Source organism: Paraburkholderia sp. Ac-20340, assembly GCF_017104965.1.
GTDB lineage: Bacteria > Pseudomonadota > Gammaproteobacteria > Burkholderiales > Burkholderiaceae > Paraburkholderia.
Map to the genome: position 1 here is coordinate 81616 of NZ_JAAGPR010000015.1, position 19080 is coordinate 100695.

A 19080-nucleotide genomic window follows, 5' to 3' on the forward strand; every position below is an offset into this window, starting at 1 on the left:
GTCATGGCCCTCTCCCGTTTTCGCGATTCCGCCCGTTACTGGCGCTCGCCGCTCCTGCCCGGCGCGGAGCTGCTCACGGCCGAGTATCACGATCACGAGTTCACGTCGCACTGGCACGATACCTACACGGTCCCCGTGATCGAGGAAGGCGCCGAGTGGTTTCGCTACAGCGGCACGCGCCACGTTGCGGAAGCGGGCAGCGTGCCCGTCATCAATCCCGGCGAGATCCATAACGGCGCGCGCGCCGTCGATGAAGGCTGGCGCTACCGCGTCATGTATGTGCCGGTCGATTACCTGCATGATCTCGCCAGCGAGATCGCGGGCCGCGCGCAGCCGCTGCCGTGGTTCGATGCCGAGGTGATCCGCGACATCGATCTCGCGCGCCGCGTCTCGCGGGCGCATCGCCTGATGGAAGCGCAGGCGGCCGAAGGCCCGGCGCCCGCGCCCGCCGATCTGCTCGCCGCCGAAGACGCGCTGATCGACGCGCTGTCCACTCTGCTCACCCGTCACGCGCGCACCCGCGCCGCCCCGCTTGCCGGTGCGCCGGATGAGCCGCGCGTCGAGGTCATGAAAGCGCTGCTCGCCGCCGATCTCACCACGCAGTTGCGGGTCGCCGATCTGGGCGTGGCCGTCGGTCTTTCGCCCTTTCATGCGACGCGGCTTTTCACCCAGGCCACCGGTTTGCCGCCGCACGCCTGGCGCACGCAACTGCGGCTGCAGCGCGCGCTCGCGCCCTTGCGCGCGGGCGTATCGGTCGCCGATGTGGCCGCCGCACAGGGCTTCACGGATCAGAGTCACTTCACGCGCCACTTCCGCCGCATGTTCGGCGTGCCGCCCGGGCGCTGGCAGATGGCTTAAAACCGGACTTAAACCGGGCTTGAACCCGGCCCGAACCGTGCCGGACCAGCGCTGATCGCGCCCCAGCACCGCAAGAACGTACAAGCCACGCCCGTCGCCACCCGCTAAGCTGGCTCTCCCTATCAGGAGACCGGTTTGACCACGCATCCCCACCGTTTCAAGGAATTCGTCGCGGGCGCGCGCGACACGCTGCCGATGCTGGTCGGCGCGGCGCCCTTCGGCATGATTTTCGGCACGCTCGTCGTGACGGGCCCGCTCGCGCTCTGGCACGGCCAGCTGATGTCGCTCGCCGTGTTCGCCGGTTCCGCGCAGTTCATCGCGCTCGGGCTGATCGCCTCGCACGCGAGCTTTACGGTGATCCTGGCCACCACCTTCATCGTCAATTTGCGGCACGTGCTCTATAGCGCGACGCTCGCGCCTTATATCTCGCACCTGTCGCTGCGCTGGCGCCTCGCGCTTGGCGGCGTGCTCGTCGACGAAGTGTTCGCCGTGGTCTGGGCGCACTACCGCCGCCATGCGCCGGGCGAGGTCTCGCCGTGGTATTTCCTCGGCTCGGGGCTGTCGATGTACCTGAACTGGCAGATCTGGACGGCGCTGGGCCTGCTGTTCGGCGCGGCCTTTCCCGGTTTGCAGTCGCTCGGACTCGATTTCGCGATGGTCGCCACGTTTATCGCGATCGTCGTGCCGCAGCTAGTCGCCTTGCGTTATGTCGCCGCGGCCGTGACGGCGGGCGCGCTCGCCTTTTTCTGGCAGGCCTGGCCGTACAAGCTCGGCTTGCTGGGCGCGGTGCTGGCGGGCGTGGCGGTTGGCGTCGCGCTGTCGCGGCCGCGCAAGCCGCTGGAATCGGCCGATTCGAGCGATGCCGGCGCGCAAACGAACCGCGCGTCGCCCCCCGCCGCGCACCAACCCCAAAACCCGCACGCCATCGCCGGAGGCCGTCAATGAACTACGTCGCCCTGATTCTCGGCATGGCGCTGATCACCTGGGTCGTGCGCGCCGCCGTCTTCGTGCTCGGCGAACGCGTGGTGTTTCCGCCGCTCGTGCGCACCGCGCTGGGCTTCGTGCCGGTCACCGTGCTCACCGCCATCATCGTGCCGATGGCCGTTTCGCCGCATGGCCAGAACGCCGAGCTGACCTGGCGCAATCCGCAGCTTGTCGGTGCGCTGGCGGCCATTGCGGCGAGTCTGCTCACCAGACGGCCGCTGCTGACCATCGCTGCCGGGCTCGGCGTGTTCTTTCTCTGGCAAGGCGTGGTGTTGCGCTAACGCCCGACGCCCTGACGCACGAACGCACCAGCGCGCCAACGCAAGCGCCTGGGGATTTCGAGCAGTCCATCGACTGGCAACGCTCAAGTTTCGCCCCCGTAAGCCGTTAAACCGACGAGGCCTGCTTTGGCGCCAGCGGCGACGAAGCAGGCCAGGTACCGCCAAGCAATGCCAGGCACCTGCCCGGCACCGTCAGGTACGGCAACACCAGGCACGGCCAGGAATACACCGGGGCAACCACAATGGGGCACATCACCCTCAATCTCAAGGATGAAACGCTTGCGTCGCTGCGCAAGGATTTCGACGCGTTCCTGCGCGTCTCGCTCAAGCTCGACCCGCAGTTTCTGACGCCGTCGTTTGAGGATTTCCTGCGCGCGAAGCTGCTCGACAACATGACGCCGCTCACCGAGCAGGCGGTGCAGCGTCTGTTGCAGGGTGGCCAGTACGCATGGGCCAAGCGCACGCTCGACAAGGAATTTCCGCAAGTCGTTGCGATCCTGCTGCGCCAGGCGAGCGAGTTCGGCTTCGGTGTCGCATCGCGCCCCGAATGGACGCCCGACGAGTTGACCAAGCAGTGCCGTGACTGGGCCGCGGCGATCGTGACCGAGGCCCAAGGCGAAGAAGCGCTGATCGACCCGCTCGCCGCCCAGATCAAGTCGAGCGTGCAGGACATCCAGACGCTCGAAGAGACGATGCAGACGCCCGCGTGGCGCCTCGCGGAATCGTTGCGCCAGCGTGTCTACGAAGCGAAGATCGGCTGCGAACAGTCCACCGGCAGTCTGGCGCGCGAGCGTCTGGGCGAGCTGCGCGGCCTGCTGCGCATGGGCATCACGCACGGCACGTTCCAGAAGCAGGAAGCGCAGCAGATCATGGAATACCTGCGTCTGCTGAAGCCGGAAATCTTCCTCGAAGAACCCGACGACGTGTTCACGCGCCTCGCCGCCTGGCTGCGCAACTTCTTCGTACCGCCGCCGAAGAACCAGCCGCGCTAAGCCACCTTCGACCCCGACGCGGCCCCTGCGGCCGCGACATCGGCGGCACGCTTACTCCCACATCTTGCGCAGCTTCGCGCCGATTTCCACCTTCGCGCGCGCCGCGGCGGCCAGCCCCGCCGCACTCGGCGCAGTCACCACGGGCGGCGCCGGCCAGGCGCACGATTCGAACAGCGGCAGCATCGGCGCACCGATAAACCGCGTGCGCGACGCCCACACGTGCCGGTCGCCCGACGCCGCCTGGTTGTGCACATAAAAGCGCTGCGGCACGACGATGTGCAGATCTTCCTTCGCACGCGTCATCGCCACGTAGAGCAGGCGGCGCTCCTCTTCCAGTTCCTCGTCGCTGCCCGCGCCCAGATCGGAGGGAATGCAGCCGTCCACGCCATTGAGCACGAACACGTTGCGCCACTCCTGCCCTTTGGCCGAGTGGATCGTCGAGAGAATCAGGTAATCCTCGTCGAGCAGCGGATCGGCCGATTCGGCGCTGGTGGCGTCGGGCGGATCGAGCGTCAGCTCGGTCAGGAAGCGCTCGCGCGAAGCATAGGTGCTGGCGATGCTTTCCATCTGCAGCAGATCGGCCATGCGCACCTGGGCGTCTTCGTGATTGCGCTCCAGATGCGGCTCGTACCAGCGCCGCACGCGCTCGAATTCGCCGGGCCAGGGCGTGGCGCGCGCGCCGAGATTGTCGATCAGCGCGGTGAACGCCGGCCAGTCTTCGGCGGCGCGCGGCGGCGGCGCGAACGCGGCCAGCGCCTGCGCCGCGCGATAAGCGCCCGTGCAGGCCGCAACCTGATCGAGCAAACGCGCCGCCGTGGCCGGCCCGACGCCGGGCATCAACTGCGACACGCGAAAACCCGCCACGCGATCGAGCGGATTCTCGGCCCAGCGCAGCACCGCCAGCACGTCCTTGACGTGCGCGGCGTCCAGGAAACGCAGGCCGCCAAACTTCACGAACGGGATATTGCGACGCGCGAGTTCGATTTCGAGCGTCGCGCTATGGTGCGCGGCGCGAAACAGCACGGCCTGCTGCTTGAGCTTCATGCCGCCTTCGCGCGCCTCCAGAATCTGCTCGACGACGTAACGCGCCTGCGTGCTTTCATCGGCGACGGTCACGAGGCGCGGGCGCTGCTGCGAGGCCTTGTCGGTCCAGAGATTCTTGGTGTAGCGCTCGGCGGCGGCGTCCATCACAGCATTCGAAGCGGCGAGAATCGGCTCGGTCGAGCGGTAGTTGCGCTCGAGCGTCACCTGGCGCGCCGGCGGATCGAAATGCGCGGGGAAATCGAGGATGTTGCGCACCGTTGCGCCACGAAACGAGTAAATTGCCTGCGCATCGTCGCCGACAACGGTGAGCCCGCGTCCGTCCGGCTTGAGCGCGAGCAGGATGGACGCCTGCAGCCGGTTCGTGTCCTGGTATTCGTCGACGAGAATGTGATCGAAGCGCGCAGCAAGATCGGCGGCGATAGCCGGTTCTGCCGCCATATGCGCCCAATATAAGAGCAGATCGTCGTAATCCAGTACGTTCTGCTTCTGCTTGGCCTCGGTGTAGGCGGCGAACAGCGCGCGCAGTTGCGGCTCCCATTCGAGACACCACGAAAACGAGCGTGCCAGCACGTTGGCGAGCGAATCGCCCGTGTTCACTACGCGCGAGTAGATCGCCAGACAGGTCGATTTAGCCGGAAATCGCTTCTCTTTCGCCGACAATCCCAACTCATGGCGAATCAGGTTCATGAGATCGGCGGAATCTTCGCGGTCGTTGATTGTGAATGCGGGCGACAGGCCGATCTGCTCGGCGTATTCGCGCAGCAAACGCGCGCCGATGCCGTGAAACGTGCCCGCCCACGTCAGGCCTTTCGACAGCGTGGCTGCCGCGCCCGATACGCCCTGAGCGATGCGCGAAACGCGGCGCGTCATCTCCTGCGCCGCGCGGCGCGAGAAAGTTAGCAGCAGGATGCGATGCGGATCGGCGCCATTGACGACCAGATGCGCGACGCGATGGGCCAGCGTATTGGTCTTGCCCGATCCCGCACCGGCGATCACGAGCAGCGGTTCCGGCAGTACGGCGCCCGGCGCGAAGGCCTGCGGCCCGCCATGCTCGACCGCTGCGCGCTGCGCCTCGTTGAGCTTCGCGAGATAGGCCGCGGCATCGAAGCCCGCTTCGGCTGGAGAAGAATCGGCGAGGGAGACGGTAGACACGGCGGCAGTGGGCAAGAGTCGGGAAAGCGCCTCGGACAAAGCGCCGACGCACACTGTATATCCATACACCCCGGCCCGGCAAGCGCCTGATTCTGCTGTGATCTGGCGATATTTACCGGCAAATGACCGTCAACCGCGAACGCCCGGAAAATCACGCAAAAACGGCGACGCCCGTTTCCAGGCGTCGCCGCTTCATGGTCACCGCAGGTTACTGCGGTGATCGAGCCAGCGTTACTGCTGGCCCGTCGTGCCCTGCTGCTGCGCGCCAGCCTGCTGGGCCGACTGACCGTTCATCTGATCCTTCATTTCCGAATCGTTGGCCTGGCGGTCCGCCTTGCGGTTGATCTTGGCGTCCTTGACCTGCGACTTGTACTGCGTCTTGGCCTGCTTCTTCGCGTCCTTGTATTCCGCGTTCGCCGACTTCTTGGCGCTGCGGTACTCGGCGCTGGCCTTCGCGTTGGCGTCGCGCTTTTGCACCAGCGGGTCGGTGGACTGCGGCGCGGTCAGGTTCTGCGGCGCGGGCGCGGGTTGCGCGACGCCGGCTGCGGCGGGCGCCTGGCTGGGCGCCGCGCCCGGTGCGAGCGTGGGCGCGGCCGACGGCGCTTCGGTCTGGGCGAACGCGCCCTGAGCGAAGATGGCGGCAGTGGCGAGAGCGGTACCGGTAAGCAGCTTGCGAATCTGAGTCATGGCATATCCTCTTTGCAGTAGTTCCGGGAACCGGACAGCAACACGCATTCCTGTCGAAAGTGGCCAGTTTGCGTCGTCGTTGCGCGGTCCCGCTCGATCCATCCGCTTCGTTCACAGCGCCTTGTGCCTGTGAATCGGCTGAAGCGGCGTTCTCGGCTGGGGTGAATCCATTTTTGTCTGAGGATGCCGATGAAGTCCCGCAACGTTACTCAAGGTTTCACTTTCTGACGATTTCATAACATCTGGCCCCGAGATGTATCCGCCGCCCAGGCCGCCGCGATCGCTTATCATGCTCACCCTTCGCGCAGCCTCACTGGCGCGCTTCAGCTTCTGCTTCTGCCTCTGGATTCGCCATGCCCAATCTCGATTTCACCCTGACCGGCGACTACGTCGAACTGCACAACCTCCTCAAGATCACGGGTCTTGCCGATAGCGGCGGCTCGGCCAAGCAGATCGTCGCCTCGGGCGCCGTCAAGGTCGACGGCGAAGTCGAACTGCGCAAGACCTGCAAGGTGCGCGCGGGCCAATCCGTGCTGCTGGGCGACACGCGGATCGCGATCCACGAGGCGCAATAGCCGAAGCCCAGGAACGCCACCCAACGCAACCGATTCGAAAGCAAATGCACCATATAGGTGCTTTTTGTCCCAAACAGGCGTAATCTGCGTTTAGGCCCAAGCCTCCGCTTCTGGCCCAACTCGAACGCACACAAGGACACGCGGCGCGATTTTTCGCGCCGCGTCTGCTTTCATGACCCGATCCACCGCCCCCACGCGCGCCCACCGCGACCACGATTCGCGCCGCGCCTTCGCTCCACCCTCGCTGCGCCGCCACGCCGCCGATACCGCGCGCCTCGCCGCCCCGCTCGCCATCGCCCAGCTTTCGCAGATGGCCATGAGCGTCACCGATACCGTGCTGCTCGGCTCGCTGGGCGCGGGCGCACTCGCGGCCGGCGGTCTCGGCGCCAATCTGTTCTTCGTCGTGGTCACCGTGCTGCAAGGCGTGCTGACCTCGGTCAGCGTGAGCGTCGCGCAGGCGCGCGGCGCCGACGATCTGCATCGCGTGCCGCACATCTACTGGACCGGTTTCGCGCTTTCGCTGCTGCTGTCGCTGCCCGCGTTCGTGCTGATGTCGTTCGCCACACCCGTGCTGCTCGCGCTGGGCGAGCCGTCCGTGCTCGCGCATCAGGTCGGCGAATACGCGGCCGTGCTGCGCTGGGGCGCACCCGCGAGTTTGATCGGCGTGGGGCTGATGCGCTCGTTCCTGCCCGCCATCGGCGCGGCGAAACGCCTGCTCTGGGTGTCGATCGGCAGCGTGTTCTTCAATGGCTTTCTCAATTACGGGCTGATTCACGGCGCGTGGGGCCTGCCGCACATGGGCTTTCTCGGCTCGGCGGCGGCCACCAGCATCACGATCTGGCTGACCACGTTGCTACTGATGGCGCTGCTGCATCTGCGCCCTTCGCATCAGCATTTCGTGAGCGCGCGCCGCCCCACCGCGCCGCTGATGGGCGAACTGTTCACGATCGGCTGGCCTGTGGCGATTACCTTCGCGGTCGAGGCGACGCTTTTCCTCGCCACCGGCATCGTCATGGGACTGCTCGGCGCGACGCCGCTGGCCGCGCATCAGATCGCGCTGAACGTGGCGTCGGTGATGTTCATGGTGCCGCTCTCGATCGGCCAGGCCGCCAATGTGCGCGTGGGCTACTGGATCGGCGCGGGCCAGCCGGGCGCGGCGCGTCATGCGGGCTTCGTGGCGCTCGGGCTGGGCGTGGGTTTCATGACGATGTCGGCGCTCGTGATGGTGCTCGCGCCGCACTGGATCGTCGGGCTGTATCTGCGGCTGGACGATCCCGCGAATGCGCAGACGGTCGCGCTGGCGGCTTCGCTGCTGGGCGTGGCGGCGCTGTTCCAGATCGTCGACGGCATGCAGACGGTGGGCTCGGGCTGCCTGCGCGGCCTCAAGGACACGCGCATTCCGATGCTGGCCGCGACGCTCGGCTACTGGGGCATCGGCTTTCCGTTCGGCTATGCGCTGGCATTCCACTTCGGGATGGGCGCGCTCGGCCTCTGGTGGGGACTCGCGGCGGGTCTGGCGAGCGTGGCCGTGCTGATGACCTGGCGCTTCCATCACATCAGCCGCCGCGTGCAGCGCGAAGCGGCAGCGCATGCGGGCCCGGACGCATAAGCGGCTTGCTGCACGTGACGCAGCCCGGCGGGCGTCCGGGCACCATTCGGGCGCATTCTGGCGGGCGGTTAGAATACGCGGCTGGCAAACACGGCTACCCGCCGCCCGCCAGCCGTCCCACGAGGGCGCTTGAGAATTCAATCCGGTAGAACCGGCGCATCGCCCACCCGAACCGCTCCCAAAACGCCTCCGCTCACGGACCACCCGCTCATGCTCGCCCCGATCACCCGACTGTTCCCGCTGTGGGCCGTCCTCGTTTCGCTGTTCGCCTACTTCAATCCGGGCGCGGTCGCGCCCGTCACGCCGCACGTCACCACACTGCTGACGATCATCATGCTGGCCATGGGCGTGACGCTTTCGTTCGCCGATTTCCGGCGCGTCTTCACGCGCCCCGCGCCCGTGCTGGCCGGCATCGTCCTGCACTATCTGGTGATGCCGCTGGCCGCCTGGGCGATCGCCCACGCGCTGCACATGCCCGCCGATCTGACCGCCGGCATGGTGCTGGTCGGCAGCGTGGCGAGCGGCACGGCCTCGAACGTCATGATTTACCTCGCGCGCGGCGACGTGGCGCTGTCCGTGACGATCAGCGCGCTCTCGACGCTGGTGGGCGTGTTCGCCACGCCGCTGCTGACGCGCCTTTACGTCGATGCCTCGATTACCGTCGATGTGCACGGCATGCTCATGAGCATCCTGCAGATCGTCGCGCTGCCGATCGTGGTCGGCCTGATCGTCAACCGTCTCGCCGGCGGCCTCGTGCGCCGCGTCGAACCGGTGCTGCCGCTCGTGTCGATGGTGTCGATCCTCGCGATCATCGCCGCTGTAGTGGGCGGCACGCATGCGAGCATCGCCACGGTCGGGCCGATCGTCGCGCTTGGCGTGGTGCTGCATAACGGCATCGGCCTGCTGGGCGGATACTGGGGCGGCCGCCTGCTGGGCTTCGACGAATCCGTGTGCCGCACGCTCGCCATCGAAGTCGGCATGCAGAACTCGGGGCTCGCCGCGACGCTCGGCAAGCTCTACTTCTCGCCGCTGGCCGCCCTGCCGGGCGCGCTGTTCTCGGTCTGGCACAACCTGTCCGGCTCGCTGCTGGCCGGTTACTGGGCAGGCAAGCCCGCACGCGGCAGCGAGCGCGACGCCGACGAAGCACGCGCGGCAGCTTCGTCCGCGCCGCGCGGTTAAGCGCCGTCGCGCATTGCCCTCGCGTATTGCCCTCGCGTATCAGGTCGATCACCCGCGCTGCACGCGTAACCGTGCACGCGCGGGCCGCCTGAGCACGCTGGCCGCCAGCCGCTGACACCACCTCAGCCACGCAAGCTCCGGCGCCATCGGCACGCTCACCTCGCAACTCACGGCCTCATCCCATCCGCCGATCCACACGCGCTCGCCCGGCGCGAACGGCAGCGCCTCGCCTGGTTCGAGCCAATAGTCCTGCGCGTCGCCCTCGACGGTCATCAGCACGCGCCCTTCGAGCACGCCGATCACCCCGCCCTGTGCCCGCCGCACGAGGCGGCAGGCGCGTCTTGCCACATCCAGCCGCTCCACCTTCGCTTCGTCCGCTCGCGTCAGCCGTTCCATCGCCGTCTCCTGCTGTTGATGATGGAAGCAGTGTTGCGCGCGCAGCACCGGCAACGTTTCCGCCCGACGTGAAACGACGGCGCGTTCGCTCCCGCGCATCACGTTGCGCCGCTTGCCGATAGAATCGACGCAAAACGGCGCGCAACGTCAGCGAACAAAACACGCCCTGCGCCAAACGGAGAGGAGAACCCGCTTGCACGCCTTCAATGCATTGAACGCCGCCCGACGGATCGCCGTCCGACGGAGCGCCGCCCGACGGTTTGCCGCCCAACGGATCGCCGCCCGACGCCTCTGCCTCGCGCTCGCGTGCGTGACGCTCGTTGCGGCCTGCGCCACGCGCCCGCCCGCCACCGATTACCCGCGCCAGTCCACCTCCGCGCTGCCCGCCGCCGATGCCAGCGCCACCGCGCTCGGCACCGCGCTGGCCGCGCCCGAAGCCGCGCATCCGGGCGAGTCGGGCTTTCGCCTGCTCGCCACCGGCACCGATTCGCTGCAGATGCGCGTCGCCCTCGCCCGCGCGGCGACGAAGACGCTCGACATGCAGTACTACATCGCCAACGAGGACACGACCGGCAAGCTGCTGCTCGGCGCCGCGCTCTATGCCGCCGATCGCGGCGTGCGCGTGCGCATGCTCGTGGACGACCTGAACTTCCACGACATCGACCGGCTGATGGCGTCGCTCAACAGCCATCCGAACATCCAGATCCGCGTGTTCAATCCGTACGGCAGCACCACCGAGAGCATGTTCACGCGCACGCGCAACTTCTTCTCGAACGTCGATCAGTTCACGCGCCGCATGCACAACAAGTCGACCATCATCGACAACGAACTGGTGATCGTGGGCGGGCGCAATCTCGGCGACGAATACTTCAGCGCGAGCCCCACGCTGCAGTTCCGCGATCTCGATGTGCTGGGCGCGGGGCCGGTTGCGGCGAGCGTCTCCGCGAGCTTCGACGAGTACTGGAACAGCAGCGTTGCCTACCCGCTGGGCGTGCTCAATCATCAGAAGTTCGACGCGCACGATCTCGACGCCGCACGCGACGACTTGCGCAAACACTGGCGCGAAACCGCCGATCCCTACAACGCGAAGCCGCTCAACGCCACGCCGCTTGCGCAGCAGATCACGCGCAACGAGCTGGGCCTCGTCTGGGCCAAATGGCAGTTCGTGGCCGATTCGCCGGGCAAGATCGGCGGGCCGGAGCAAGGCGAACTGGGCGACGCGATGCGCTCGCTGCTCGACCGGATTCGCACGGCAAAGAGCAGCGTGCTGGTGTTCTCGCCGTACTTCGTGCCGCACGACGCAGGCGTGCAGGAACTGACGAAGCTCACGGCGCGCGGCGTGCGCGTGGCGATCCTCACTAACTCGCTCGCCGCCACCGACGCCGTCGCCGTGCAGGCCGGCTACAGCCCGTATCGCGTGCCGCTTCTCAAGGCGGGCGTCGAACTGTACGAATTCAAGCCGATCCAGCACGAAGGCACGCGCGAGCGGCGCTTCGGCATCACGGGCTCGCAATCGCGGGCGAGCCTGCACGCGAAGGCTTATGTGATCGACGACAGCACGCTCGTGATCGGCTCGCTCAATCTCGATCCGCGCTCCGCGAAGCTGAACACCGAACTCGCGCTCACCATCGACAGCCAGCCGATCGCGCACGAAGTGACCGGCTATTTCGCCCACGCGACCGCGCCCGCGGTGAGCTATCACGTCACGCTCGCGACGCCCGAGCAACTCGCGCAGCAGCGCGGCACCGTGACGAATTCGCCGCTCGTCTGGACCGATGAGGAAAACGGCATGATCCGCACCTACAACCTCGATCCTGGTGCGGGTTTTTACCGGAATCTGCTAACCGGGCTATTCTTGCTGTTGCCGGTCGATAGCCAGTTGTAGACGCATCGGCCGAGGCAAACCGGAAGTCCGCCCTTTAGCCAGACCTAGCTCAGCGTGACGTCCTTCGCGGGCGCTCACGCAGGCGCCGCCACGCTGCGCCGCTGCCCAGCCACCTCGCGGACCCGACCCGTCATATGCGGCGCCGCGCCGAAACACCGGCGCCGCCTCAACATCGGAGTGTCAAGATGACCGCCAGTCATGAAAACGTCAGAATGGAACGCGACACGTTCGGCGAGATCGCCGTACCTGACGCGCAGCTATGGGGGGCGCAGACGCAGCGCTCGCTGCAGAATTTCCGTATCTCGACCGAAAAGCAGTCGCCCGAACTGATCACCGCACTCGCGTGGATCAAGCGCGCCGCCGCCGAAGTGAACCAGCAGCTTGGCGTGCTCGACGAAGCCAAGGCGCACGCGATCGTGCAGGCCGCCGACGAGATCGTCGATGGCAAGCATGCAGGCGAATTCCCGCTCGCGGTCTGGCAAACCGGCTCGGGCACGCAGACCAACATGAACCTGAACGAGGTGATTGCGAATCGCGCGAGCGAGATTCTGGGCGGCGAGCGCGGCGAGGCGCGCAAGATCCATCCGAACGACGACGTCAACCGCGGCCAGTCCTCCAACGACGTGTTCCCCACGGCCATGCACGTGGCGGTGGCGGTCGGCATCGTCAAACATCTGCTGCCGGCGCTCAAGACGCTGCGCGAAACGCTCGCGGACAAATCGAAGCAATTCGCCGATATCGTCAAGATCGGCCGCACGCACCTGCAGGACGCCACGCCGCTCACGCTCGGCCAGGAATTTTCGGGCTACGTCGCGCAGCTCGATCACGGCATCAAGCATGTGGAATCGTCGCTGCCGCATCTGTACGAACTGGCGCAAGGCGGCACGGCGGTGGGCACCGGTCTGAACGCGCATCCGCAATTCGCGCAGAAAGTGGCCGAAACCATCGCGAAGCTCACCGGCGTGCCCTTCGTGACCGCGCCCAACAAGTTCGAAGTGATGGCCGCCGCCGATGCGCTGGTGTTCGCGCACGGCGCGCTCAAGACCGTGGCCGCCAGCCTCATGAAGATCGCCAACGACGTGCGCTGGCTCGCAAGCGGCCCGCGCTGCGGTCTGGGCGAACTGTCGATTCCCGAGAACGAACCGGGCAGCTCGATCATGCCGGGCAAGGTGAACCCTACGCAGTCCGAAGCGGTGACGATGCTCTGCTGCCAAGTGTTCGGCAACGACGTGGCCGTGAATATGGGCGGCGCGAGCGGCAACTTCGAACTCAACGTGTTCCGCCCGATGATCGCGCACAACGTCCTGCAATCGATCCGCCTGCTCGCGGACGGCGCGCTCTCGTTCAACGATCATTGCGCCGTGGGCATCGAGCCGAACCGTGCGCGCATCGACACGCTGCTCAACGAATCGCTGATGCTGGTGACGGCGCTCAATCCGCACATCGGCTATGACAAGGCCGCGCAGATCGCCAAGAAGGCGCACAAGGAAGGCACCACGCTCAAGGCAGCGGCGCTCGCGCTCGGCCACGTCACCGAACAGCAATTCGACGAATGGGTGAAGCCGGGCGAGATGGTCGGCAACACGAAATAAGCCTTTGGCAAAGGGCTGAAACGCAAAACGGGCGGCGAAGCTTCTGGCTTCGCCGCCCGTTTGCTATTGGCTTTTCAGTGTCTCAAACCTGCCCTTTCGCGACTTCATCGGGCTTGAGTTCGACGATCGCATCGAGCGCTTCCTTCACGTCGAGCGCGTATTTCGCCAGGCGCTTCTGCTCCTCGGTTTCCGGCGTGAAGGTGGGCACGGGAATCGGGTTGCCGTTTTCGTCGACGGCCACGAACACGATCAGGCAGTCGGTCGTCAGGCGCAATTGACCGCTCTTGGGGTCGCCCGCGTGCACGGTGATGTGGATGTGCATCGAGGTGCGGCCCGTGGCCACCACGCGCGCGCGCAGTTCGACCATGTTGCCGACCAGGATCGGCCGGCGAAAACGGATATTGCCCACGCTCACCGTCACGCAATAGCGGCCCGACCAGACCGCGGCGCAGGCGTAGGCCGTTTCGTCGATCCACTTCATCAGCGCGCCGCCGTGGACTTTGCCGCCGAAGTTCACCGAAGTCGGCTCGGCGAGAAAACGGAACGTCGTTTCCGAACGGTCCAGCGGTTGGGAAGGCGTACTCATATCGGCTCCGGCTCGTGGCGTAGTGTGGGATGCGGGCCCGGCGCGCTTGCGCGTGGGCGTCGTTTTAGGTGCCGTCGATTATACGAGCGCCGAATGTCATACCGGATATCGTCAGTGATGCCACGCCCGAAGCGCGCGTCGCTCCCCGCCGCTTCACGCATTCAGCGCGGAAAATCTGGCGCGATAGTCGGCGGGCAGCACGCCATAGCGGCGTTCGAACGCACGCCGCAGATTCTGCTCGGTGCCGAAGCCGCAGTCGGCGGCAATCCGTTTGAACGGCAGGCGCGATTGCGCGAGCGCGTGCGCGGCGGCCTCCACGCGCATCGCCGCGACCGTGCGCGCGGGCGTGCGCCCCACCGCTTCCACATAACGCCGCGCGAAGGTGCGCGGGCTCATACAGGCGGCTTCGGCGAGCCGCTCGACGTTCAATTCGATGTGCAGGTTCGCGGCCATCCAGCCATGCAGCGCGTCGAACGCACCGCCCGCCGCGCTTTGCGCCGCCAGCGCCTCGCTGAACTGCGCCTGGCCGCCGGGGCGCTTCATGAAGACCACGAGGCGGCGCGCGGCCTGCATCGCGACGGCGTGGCCGCAGTCCTCTTCGATCAGCGCCAGCGCGAGATCGATGCCCGCCGTCACGCCCGCCGAGGTCCAGACCACGCGGCCGTCGCGTTCGTCGCGGATAAAGATCGGTTCGTCGTCGACATCGACTTGCGGGAAACGCCGCGCGAGCTGCGCTGCATTGCGCCAGTGCGTGGCCGCGCGGCGGCCGTCGAGCAGCCCGGCCGCCGCCAGATAGAACGCGCCCGTGCACACCGAAGCGACGCGGCGCGCGCGTGGCGCATGCGCCGCGATCCAGGCGACGAGTTCGGGTTGCAGCGCGGTGTGATCGTCGATCGGCACGCCGGGGACGATCAGCGTGTCGATGCTGGCCGGATCGAGGGTGGCGAGTTTTTCCGCGACCACGGGCAGGCCCGCGAAGGTCGGCAGCACGCCGCCTTCGATCGACGCGAGCGTCACGCGGTAAGCGCCCGGCTGCGTCGATAAATTCGCCGCGTGCGGCGATTGCGCGCGCATCGTGAGTTCGGCACGCCAGAACGCCTCGATGGGACCGCAGGCGTCCAGCAGGACAAGATCGGGGGCGACCGCGAAGACGATATGGCGTGCGTGGGTGGTTTCGGCGTGCATGGCGGGGAGCAGTCTTTGAGACTCGACCGCCGCATGATCGCACGCGCGCGACTGGCAGTTACGTCAATCTGCCATCAATTCCTGCCAGCCTTCGCTTACTTGTGAAACGAAATGCCTTCGTCGATCGTACCGTACATGGTGATGCCGCTCGCGCTGCCGCCCGACGGGGGCGAGCCGCCCGCGCAGGCGGCGCAGAGCAGCGTGAGCGCTGCAAGGGCCAGAATCCGTTTCATGACTGCCTGTGTGCTTTCAAAGGAGCGGTCATTCTAGCCCTGCGGCATGGGGCGGCGCGGTTTCGCCAGCAAGGCGCCTTGCGCGTTCGATCACACGCGATCACACCCGAACGCACGCGACATTTCACGCCAGCCTGAAACGTCGAATGCGGCACTTCGTTAGAGTATCGGTATGGGTCGTCGCCCGTACTTATCTCTGGGAGAACCTGTCATGCCGCTGCCTACCGCCGATGAATCCGCGCACTTCCCCGGTCTCGCGCGCGTCGCCGCACTGCTGGCCGATCCGGGCCGCGCCGCCATGCTGTGGGCGCTGATGGACGGCAGCGCCCGGCCGGCCGGCGAACTCACGCTGATCGCCGGTCTTTCGCCTTCGGCCGCCAGCGCGCATCTGGCGCGTCTCGCCGAAGGCGGCTTGCTCGCGCCCGAGGTGCGCGGGCGGCACCGCTATTACCGCATCGCCACGCCCGAAATCGCCCAGACCATCGAGGCGCTGATGAACGTCGCGCACGCCACCGCGCCCACGCGGCCAGTCACGCGGCCGGCGCGCACCGTGCCCGTGGAGATGCGCCACGCGCGCACCTGCTACGACCACATGGCAGGCGAAGTGGCCGTGCGCGTCTTCGACCGGCTCGTGGCCGGCGGCCTGCTGGTGCGCGAAGGCGACGATCTGGAAGCGACCGAAAGCGGGATCGCCCGGCTCGCGAGTTGGGGCGTCGACCTCGGCGCCCTGCGCGCGCGGCGGCGACGCTTTGCCTGCACGTGTCTGGACTGGAGCGAACGGCGTCCGCATCTGGGCGGCGCGCTGGGCGCGGCGCTGCTCGAACGCTTTACCTCGAACGGCTGGGTCGAGCGCACGAGCCGTCCGCGCGTGCTGCGCATCACGCCGCTCGGGCAGCGCGAATTCGACGCGTTCGAACGCGCCTGAAACGCCGAATCACCTGACAAATCGCCGACAAATTCATTTAAAACATCCGCAAAATCGGCGTTTTGGGCGACTGTCACACGTTCTGTTACAGAAGGTGCATAAGCGGCAACAAATGCGTGCGCATGGAAACACGGGCGTTGGATAAAGTGGGCCACATGACCTTCCCAAATCTTTCCTCGGGATCGTCAGCTGTGCATGGGGCAGCACTCGCGGCTAAAGCCGCACGTGCTGTCGACAGGAGATCACCATGAAATCGCCCACACAAACCAACCGCTACTTCGTCAGCCGCCACACGCTCGTCGCCGGCGCCGTGCTCGCCGCCTTCGCGTTCAACCTCGCCAGTCCCGCAGCCGTTGCGCAGTCCGCGCCTCAGGCCGCACGTCAGGCCGCACCCCAGACCGCAGGCGATCCGCCCTCGCGTATCGCGCGCCTCGACTACATGGCCGGCGACGTCACCACCGAACCCGCGGGCGCCAGCGACTGGTCCTACGCCCAGCTGAACCGCCCGCTCACGACCGGCGACCAGCTCTGGAACGACGCCAATGCGCGCTCGGAACTGCACATCGGCTCGACGGCCGTGCGCATGGGCCCGCAGACCAGCCTCGACGTGCTCAATCTTGACGATGCCAGCGCCCAGCTCAAGGTCGCGCAAGGCACGCTGTCGACGCGCGTGCGCTCGCTGCCCGCTGGCACCGCGTACGAAATCGATACCCCGAATCTCGCGCTCGGCCTGAATGGCCCGGGCGACTATCGCGTCGATGTCGCGCCCGACGGCAGCGCCACCACCGTCACCGTGCGCAGCGGCAGCGTGACCGTCTACGGCGAAAGCGGCCAGATGCCGATGCAGGCCGGCCAGCAGATTCGCTTCACGGGCACCGCGCTGCAACAGGTCGCCAGCGACGCCGCGCCGCCGCCCGACGCGTTCGACCAGTGGGCGCTCGCGCGCGATTCGGCGGAAGACCGCTCGGTGTCGGCGCGTTACGTTTCGCGCGATATGCCCGGCTATCAGGATCTGGACGCCAACGGCACGTGGCGCGAAAGCCCGCAGTACGGCGAAGTCTGGGTGCCGAACGCGGAGCCGGCCGGCTGGGCGCCGTATCACGACGGTCACTGGGTCTGGCAGGCGCCTTGGGGCTGGACGTGGGTGGATGACGCGCCCTGGGGTTTCGCGCCTTATCACTATGGCCGCTGGGCGCAGGTCGACGATTCCTGGGCGTGGGTGCCGGGCCCGATGGCCGAAAGCGCGCCGCCGGTCTACGCGCCGGCACTGGTCGCCTTCGTGGGCGGCGGTGGCGGCGGTTCGGACTGGGGCGTGAATCTCGCCATCGGCGGGGCGGCGGCGGCAGGCGTCGCGTGGTTCGCGCTCGGGCCGGGCGAAGCGTGGCATCCGGGCTGGGGCGGCTGGAGCCCGCATTACTATCAGCGCGTGAATCAGACGGTGGTGGTCAATAATTATCGCCAGAACTACCGCCAGAACATCAACGTTCACAACACCTATGTGAACTACCGCGTACCGGGCGCCGTGACGGCCGTGCCCGCGACAGCCTTCATGCACGGTCAGCCGACCGCGCGCTTTGCGCAGCGCGTCGATCCGCGTCAATGGCAGAACGCGCGCATCCAGCCGGGCACGCCGGGCATCGCGCCGGTTCAGGGTAGCTTCGGCTCGAGTATGCGCCGCGCCGATTATCGTCCGCCGGCCACGCTGAACCAGCGTCAGGTCGTAGCGACGCGCGCGCCGGTCGCGCCGCCCGCCTTCCGCGATAACCTCGCGCAACGTTTTGCGCACAGCGGCGGTACGGTGCCGGGTGCTGGCGCGCCGGTGGTGCGCGTGTCGGCGCCGACTCATGCGTCGTTTGCGCCGTCCTCGGCAGCTGCGCACGGCGGCTGGCCGCAGCAGAACGTGCGGGTCGTGCCGCCCCACTCGCCTGAAATGAGCGCGGCGGGCCGCCCGAACGGTGCGCCAGGCATGGCGATGCAAAATGCGCCGCATGCGCCGAATGTGGCGGGTCAGCCGAATCAGCCCTTGGGCCAGCACGGGCAGCCGAATTTCGCGCCCACGGGTGCGGCGGTGGCCAATATGCACGGTCCGGCTGGTGCGCAGCCGAATGAGCCGCACGGCGTGCCGCGCCCGCCGCAGTTCGGCGGTCATGCGGAAGCGGGCCAGCCGCAGGCCGCGATGAACGGACGTGCGCCGGCAGCCGGTCAGCCAGGCGACGCGCGCCAGCCTGCGCATCAGCCCGAATGGACCCAGGCGCATACGCCGATGGCGATGCGCGGACAACCGGGCGCGAACGAAACTGGCCGCCCGCAGGCGCTGGCGATGCAGCCGCCGCATCAAGGCGCTGGGGAGCGCGCGCCTCAGGTGCAGCCTCAGGCGCAGGCGCCATCGCAACCGCAGCAACATGCGATGCAAACCCAGGCACGGCCTGAACAGCGTCCTGAAGCGCGCGAGGTGCCGCAACCGCAAGCCCACGCTGACGTCCGCGCGCAGCCGCAGCAATCGCCGCAGCGTGAGGCATTCCACCCGCAACCTCAACCGCAGGCTCAGCAGCAACCGCAAGTGCAACAACAGGCGCGTGCGGAATTCCATCCGCAGGCTCAGCCTCAGCCGCGCCAGGAATCCCACCCGCAGCCGCAACCCCAACCGCAGCCGCGTGCGGAATTCCATCCGCAGCCGCAACCTCAACCGCAGCCACGCGCGGAATTCCACCCACAGCCGCAGCCTCAACCGCAGCCACGCGCGGAGTTCCATCCACAGCCGCAACCCCAACCGCGCGCCGAACCGCGCCCGCAACCGCAACCCCAGCCGCATCCGCAGGAACACGCGGGCGGCAACCACGACGAACACCACCACGGCTGATCGTCGCCAAAACAAAAGCCCGCGAACATCGCTGTTCGCGGGCTTTTTCCATCTGAC

16 protein-coding genes and 1 pseudogene are annotated in these 19080 nt (G+C 67.2%); 11 read left to right on the forward strand and 6 right to left on the reverse strand.

The features are described from left to right. The first annotated feature begins 3 nt into the window (after positions 1-3). The 4 genes and pseudogenes from G3N59_RS19280 to G3N59_RS19295 all read left to right on the forward strand — a co-directional run bounded on the left by G3N59_RS19280 (position 4) and on the right by G3N59_RS19295 (position 3115). On the forward strand, positions 4-858 hold the full coding sequence (locus G3N59_RS19280) for an AraC family transcriptional regulator (protein WP_205984220.1): 855 nt from the start codon (positions 4-6) through the stop codon (positions 856-858). Between the two features lie 195 nt (positions 859-1053). Further along, positions 1054-1680 (forward strand): annotated as a pseudogene (locus tag G3N59_RS19285) (AzlC family ABC transporter permease); the annotation flags it as partial. A 119-nt stretch (positions 1681-1799) separates the two neighbouring features. Continuing rightward, a complete protein-coding gene (locus G3N59_RS19290) occupies positions 1800-2123 on the forward strand; it encodes an AzlD domain-containing protein (RefSeq protein WP_205984221.1) in 324 nt (107 codons plus the stop codon). A 242-nt stretch (positions 2124-2365) separates the two neighbouring features. Continuing rightward, entirely contained in the window at positions 2366-3115 is a 750-nt protein-coding gene (locus tag G3N59_RS19295) for a DUF4088 domain-containing protein (RefSeq protein WP_205984222.1), read from the forward strand. Positions 3116-3166: 51 nt separating this feature from the next. On the opposite strand, the gene G3N59_RS19300 is transcribed toward G3N59_RS19295, so the two are convergent. Further along, entirely contained in the window at positions 3167-5311 is a 2145-nt protein-coding gene (locus G3N59_RS19300; RefSeq protein ID WP_346777904.1) for an ATP-dependent helicase, read from the reverse strand. A 231-nt stretch (positions 5312-5542) separates the two neighbouring features. After that, positions 5543-5998: a hypothetical protein gene (locus G3N59_RS19305; RefSeq protein ID WP_205984223.1), complete on the reverse strand. Its 456-nt coding sequence runs from the start codon at positions 5996-5998 to the stop codon at positions 5543-5545. 353 nt (positions 5999-6351) lie between these two features. Between G3N59_RS19305 and G3N59_RS19310 the strand changes: the two genes are divergently transcribed. From G3N59_RS19310 to G3N59_RS19320, 3 genes are all read left to right on the forward strand, one after another. Then, positions 6352-6573: an RNA-binding S4 domain-containing protein gene (locus G3N59_RS19310; RefSeq protein ID WP_205984224.1), complete on the forward strand. Its 222-nt coding sequence runs from the start codon at positions 6352-6354 to the stop codon at positions 6571-6573. Positions 6574-6745: 172 nt separating this feature from the next. Then, positions 6746-8182, forward strand: a complete 1437-nt coding sequence (locus G3N59_RS19315) for an MATE family efflux transporter (protein WP_205984225.1) — start codon at positions 6746-6748, stop codon at positions 8180-8182. 210 nt (positions 8183-8392) lie between these two features. Beyond that, the gene (locus G3N59_RS19320; protein WP_205984226.1) at positions 8393-9361 is read left to right on the forward strand and encodes a bile acid:sodium symporter family protein; all 969 of its coding nucleotides are present in this window, start codon (positions 8393-8395) and stop codon (positions 9359-9361) included. Positions 9362-9409: 48 nt separating this feature from the next. Here G3N59_RS19320 and G3N59_RS19325 read toward each other — a convergent pair whose 3' ends face one another. Continuing rightward, the gene (locus G3N59_RS19325; protein WP_205984227.1) at positions 9410-9757 is read right to left on the reverse strand and encodes a DUF2917 domain-containing protein; all 348 of its coding nucleotides are present in this window, start codon (positions 9755-9757) and stop codon (positions 9410-9412) included. Positions 9758-10031: 274 nt separating this feature from the next. On the opposite strand from G3N59_RS19325, the gene G3N59_RS19330 reads away from it, so the two are divergent. Continuing rightward, entirely contained in the window at positions 10032-11642 is a 1611-nt protein-coding gene (locus tag G3N59_RS19330; RefSeq protein WP_346777905.1) for a phospholipase D family protein, read from the forward strand. 185 nt (positions 11643-11827) lie between these two features. Next, entirely contained in the window at positions 11828-13234 is a 1407-nt protein-coding gene (fumC, locus tag G3N59_RS19335; RefSeq protein WP_205984228.1) for a class II fumarate hydratase, read from the forward strand. Between the two features lie 82 nt (positions 13235-13316). On the opposite strand, the gene G3N59_RS19340 is transcribed toward fumC, so the two are convergent. The 3 genes from G3N59_RS19340 to G3N59_RS19350 form a co-directional block, all read right to left on the reverse strand. Next, a complete protein-coding gene (locus tag G3N59_RS19340; RefSeq protein ID WP_205984229.1) occupies positions 13317-13820 on the reverse strand; it encodes an acyl-CoA thioesterase in 504 nt (167 codons plus the stop codon). Positions 13821-13973: 153 nt separating this feature from the next. Then, entirely contained in the window at positions 13974-15005 is a 1032-nt protein-coding gene (locus G3N59_RS19345) for a helix-turn-helix domain-containing protein (protein WP_205984230.1), read from the reverse strand. Positions 15006-15100: 95 nt separating this feature from the next. Further along, the gene (locus G3N59_RS19350) at positions 15101-15238 is read right to left on the reverse strand and encodes a hypothetical protein (protein WP_205984231.1); all 138 of its coding nucleotides are present in this window, start codon (positions 15236-15238) and stop codon (positions 15101-15103) included. A 217-nt stretch (positions 15239-15455) separates the two neighbouring features. On the opposite strand from G3N59_RS19350, the gene G3N59_RS19355 reads away from it, so the two are divergent. After that, complete coding sequence (locus tag G3N59_RS19355) at positions 15456-16163, forward strand: helix-turn-helix transcriptional regulator (protein WP_205984312.1); 708 nt, start codon at positions 15456-15458, stop codon at positions 16161-16163. Positions 16164-16410: 247 nt separating this feature from the next. After that, positions 16411-19023 carry a DUF6600 domain-containing protein gene (locus tag G3N59_RS19360; protein WP_205984232.1) on the forward strand — a complete coding sequence of 871 codons (2613 nt, stop codon included), beginning with the start codon at positions 16411-16413 and terminating at the stop codon, positions 19021-19023. Positions 19024-19080: the final 57 nt, after the last annotated feature.